The organism is uncultured Frigoribacterium sp. (assembly GCF_963515265.1).
Taxonomy (GTDB): domain Bacteria; phylum Actinomycetota; class Actinomycetes; order Actinomycetales; family Microbacteriaceae; genus Frigoribacterium.
Genome location: NZ_CAUPYL010000221.1, coordinates 1 through 4,031 on the forward strand (window position 1 = coordinate 1; position 4,031 = coordinate 4,031).

The 4,031-nt window shown below is 71.9% G+C and carries 2 protein-coding genes; both read left to right on the forward strand.

Features of this window, described 5'->3' with window-relative positions; all coding sequences use genetic code 11:
• A partial coding sequence (gene dnaE, locus RWM17_RS12915; protein ID WP_314104274.1) for a DNA polymerase III subunit alpha occupies positions 1 to 2,943 on the forward strand: 2,943 nt, incomplete at its 5' end.
• A gap of 45 nt (positions 2,944 to 2,988) precedes the next feature.
• On the forward strand, positions 2,989 to 4,011 hold the full coding sequence (locus RWM17_RS12920; RefSeq protein ID WP_314104276.1) for a glutathione S-transferase C-terminal domain-containing protein: 1,023 nt from the start codon (positions 2,989 to 2,991) through the stop codon (positions 4,009 to 4,011).
• Positions 4,012 to 4,031: the final 20 nt, after the last annotated feature.

Sequence of the window (4,031 nt, forward strand, 5' to 3'; positions counted from 1 at the left end):
GCCTGGGCGCGCGAGCTGCCCGGCGGCGTGGCCGTCGAGGTCGTCTGCCACCTCACCGAGCCGGGCGAGAGCCGCAGCGTGCGGCACGCGGCGCGCATGCTCGAGCTGGCCGAGCACGTCGGGGTGCCCGCCGTGCTGACCAACGCGGTGCGCTACCTCGACCCCGACGGCGCGGTCACGGCCGACGTGCTCGACTCGGCGGGGCACCTGGCCCCTCTGGGGGCGTTCACGCCGCAGCCGAACGCGCAGGCGTCGCTGAAGCCGGGCGACGAGATGCGCGCGCTGGCGACCCTCGTCGCCGACGCCTCCTCGTGCCCTCGCCGCGCGGCTGAGGAGATGCTCGCCGAGACCGAGCGGCTCGCCGACCGCTGCCGCCTCGACCCCGATGCCGACCTGCGCTGGCGCCGGCCGAAGACGCCCGAGCTCAGCGCCATCGGCGTCGACGGCGACCCCGACCAGGTGCTGTTCCGCCGGGCCGAGGCGGGCGTCACCGAGCGCTTCGGCCACGCCGACCAGGCGCTGCGCCGCACCGTCGACGAACGGATGCGCTACGAGCTGGGGATCATCACGGGCTTCGGCTTCGCCAGCTACTTCCTCACCGTGGCCGACGTCTCGGCGCTGATGCGCGACATGCGGGTGCGGAACGCCGCTCGCGGGTCGGGCGCGGGCAGCTTGGTGACCTACCTGCTGCGCATCTCGAACGTCGACCCGATAGAGCACGACCTGCTGTTCGAGCGGTTCCTCGGCAACAAGCGCGAGACGCTGCCCGACATCGACATCGACGTCGAGTCGGCCAGGCGGCACGAGATCTACCGGGCGATCTTCGACCGCTACGGCAGCAACCGGGTCACTCTCATGTCGATGCAGTCGACCTACCGCGGCCGGGGGGCGGTGCGCGACGCCGGCCAGGCCCTCGGGCTCGACGACGACCAGATCGACCTCGTCGCGAACAACGTCTGGCGGTCGAACGCCCGCGACCTGCGCACCGCCATGGCCGAGAAGCCCGAGCTGCGGGCCATCGCCGACCTCGCCCGGCAGAACGGCCAGATCGACCTGCTCGTCGACCTGACCGAGCGGCTCGACCGGCTGCCCCGGCACATCTCGATGCACCCGTGCGGGGTGATCCTCGGCGACTCCGACCTGCTCAGCACGACTCCTGTGCAGCCGAGCGGCATCGGGCTGCCGATGAGCCAGTTCGACAAGCACGACATGAACGACGCGGGCCTGCTGAAGCTCGACGTGCTCGGGGTCCGGATGCAGAGCTCGATGGCGTACGCGCTCGACGAGATCGAGCGGGTGAACGGTGCCCGCGCCGCCCTGGCCGGCGGACTCGCCGTCGACGTTCCCTACGTCAACCGGCAGGGGCGGGTCGAGCTCGACGAGATCCCGCACGACGACGAGCCCACCTTCGAGGCGATCCGCACCACCCACACCCTCGGCATGTTCCAGATCGAGAGCCCCGGGCAGCGCGAGCTGATCGGCAAGATGCAGCCCGACCGCTACAGCGACCTGATCGCCGACATCTCGCTGTTCCGCCCCGGCCCGATGAAGGGCAACATGGTCGCGCCGTTCCTCGACACGAAGCACGGGTTCCAGCGGCCCGACTACCTGCACCCGAGCTTCGCGCCGTTCCTCGACGACAGCTACGGCGTGGTGATCTACCACGAGCACGTGCTGCGCATCCTCGAGGCGACGATGGAGGTCTCGCTCGCCGAGGCCGACGAGATCCGTCGGCACATGGGCAAGGGCCAGGACGACGCCCTCGAGGTCGAGTTCCGCAGGCGCACGACCGGGAACGTCGACGACGACGGCAGGAGGCGGTTCACCGACGCCCAGGTCGACAAGATCTGGGCGGTGCTCAAGGGGTTCGGCTCCTTCGGCTTCTGCAAGGCGCACGGCGCCGCGTTCGCGCTGCCCACCTACCAGACCGCCTGGCTCAAGACCCACTACCCGGCGGAGTTCCTCGCCGGGGTGCTGACCCACGACCCCGGGATGTACCCGAAGCGGCTGCTGCTGACCGAGGCGCGACGCATGGGCGTGCCCGTGCTGCCGCTCGACGTCAACGCGTCGACCGACGTCTACAGGGTCGAGCGGGTGCGCGCCCCGGCGACGCCGATCGCGCCCAGCCGCCCGGGCGACCTCGGCATCCGCCTGTCGCTCTCCGACGTGCACGGCATCAGCGACTCCGAGCTCGCCCGCGTCGTCGTGGGCCGGCCCTACGAGTCGATCACCGACTTCTGGCAGCGGGCCACGCCGTCGCGGCGGCTGATCGAGCGGTTGGCGCAGGTCGGCGCGCTCGACTCCCTGGCCGGCCCCGGGCGGACGAGGGGCGACGTGCTCGCCCGTGTGCGGTCGCTGACGCAGCGCACCGCACGGCCACGCGCCTCCGACGTGCAGAACCAGCTCGACTTCTCGGTCGACGACTCGGCGGAGGTGCCCACCGGCACCCCCGACGTGAGCCTGCGCGACAGGGTGGGCGACGAGCTCGACATCCTGTCGATGGAGGTCAGCGAGCACGTGATCGAGAGCTACCGCCCGATGCTCGACGACCTCGGCGTCGTCCGGGCAGCCGACCTGCGAGACCACTGGAACGGCACCACCGTGCTCGTCGCGGGCATCCGGATCGCCACCCAGACGCCGCCGATGCGCAGCGGCAAACGGGTCGTGTTCATCAGCGTCGACGACGGCACGGGCTGTGCCGACGCGACGTTCTTCGAGGAGGCGCAGGCGAGGTCGGGGCCGCTGCTGTTCGGCACGAAGCTGCTGCTGATCCAGGGGCGGACCAGGCGCACCGGCGAGCGCGGCATCTCGCTCGAGGCCGAGGCCGCCTGGGACCTCAAGGCGATGTGGCGCGACTGGCAGGCGGGCCGTGCGGCGGCGGGCGCGGCCGGAGCGGCCCCCGAGGGGCACGAGCTGCCCGACCTCTCGGACGCGTCCGCGTGAGGCTCCCGGCGGGGCTCTCGGACGCTTCTGCGTAGGGTGGCGGGCATGAGCGACGAGCAGCAGGCGAAGGGCACGTACGTCGAGCCCGGCCAGGAGTACACCCGCGACACGAACTACATCGAGGACAGGATCACGCGCGACGCCGTCGACGGCTGGCCCGTCGAGGCCGGTCGCTACCGTCTGGTCGCGGCCCGCGCCTGCCCCTGGGCCAACCGCACCGTCATCTCGCGCCGCCTCCTCGGCCTCGAGGGCGCCATCTCGCTCGGCCTGCCCGGCCCGACCCACGACGCCCGCAGCTGGACCTTCGACCTCGACCCCGACGGCCGCGACCCCGTGCTCGGCATCGAGCGGCTGCAGGAGGCGTTCTTCGCCCGGACCCCCGACTACGCCCGCGGCATCACCGTGCCCGCGATCGTCGACGTGCCGACCGGCAAGGTGGTCACCAACGACTTCCCGCAGATCACCCTCGACTTCGCCACCGAGTGGACCGAGCACCACCGCGAGGGAGCGCCCGAGCTCTACCCCGAGCGCCTGCGCGGCGAGATCGACGAGGTGAACGCCGTCGTGTTCCGCGACGTGAACAACGGCGTCTACCGCGCCGGGTTCGCCGGCTCGCAGAAGAGCTACGAGCGGGCGTACCGCACGCTCTTCGAGCGCCTCGACTGGCTGTCCGAGCGCCTCGCCGGGCAGCGGTTCCTCGTCGGGGACACGATCACCGAGGCCGACATCCGCCTCTTCACCACCCTCGCCCGCTTCGACGCCGTCTACCACGGCCACTTCAAGTGCAACCGCTCGAAGCTGGCCGAGATGCCGGTGCTCTGGGCCTACGCCCGCGACCTGTTCCAGACGCCCGGCTTCGGCGACACGATCGACTTCGCCCAGATCAAGGCGCACTACTACGTCGTGCACAGCGACATCAACCCGACGGGGATCGTCCCGGCCGGTCCCGACCCGTCGGGCTGGCTGACCGACCACGGTCGCGAGCAGCTCGGCGGGCGGCCGTTCGGCGACGGCACTCCCCCGGCCGCGCCGCCCGAGGGCGAGCGGGTGCCGCCGCTCGTCGCGTGACCGACCCGACCGAGCAGCTG

Excerpts from the sequence above, each read along its gene's own strand:
- RWM17_RS12920 (WP_314104276.1), top strand. The coding sequence starts at position 2,989 with ATGAGCGACGAGCAGCAGGCGAAGGGCACGTACGTCGAGCCCGGCCAG.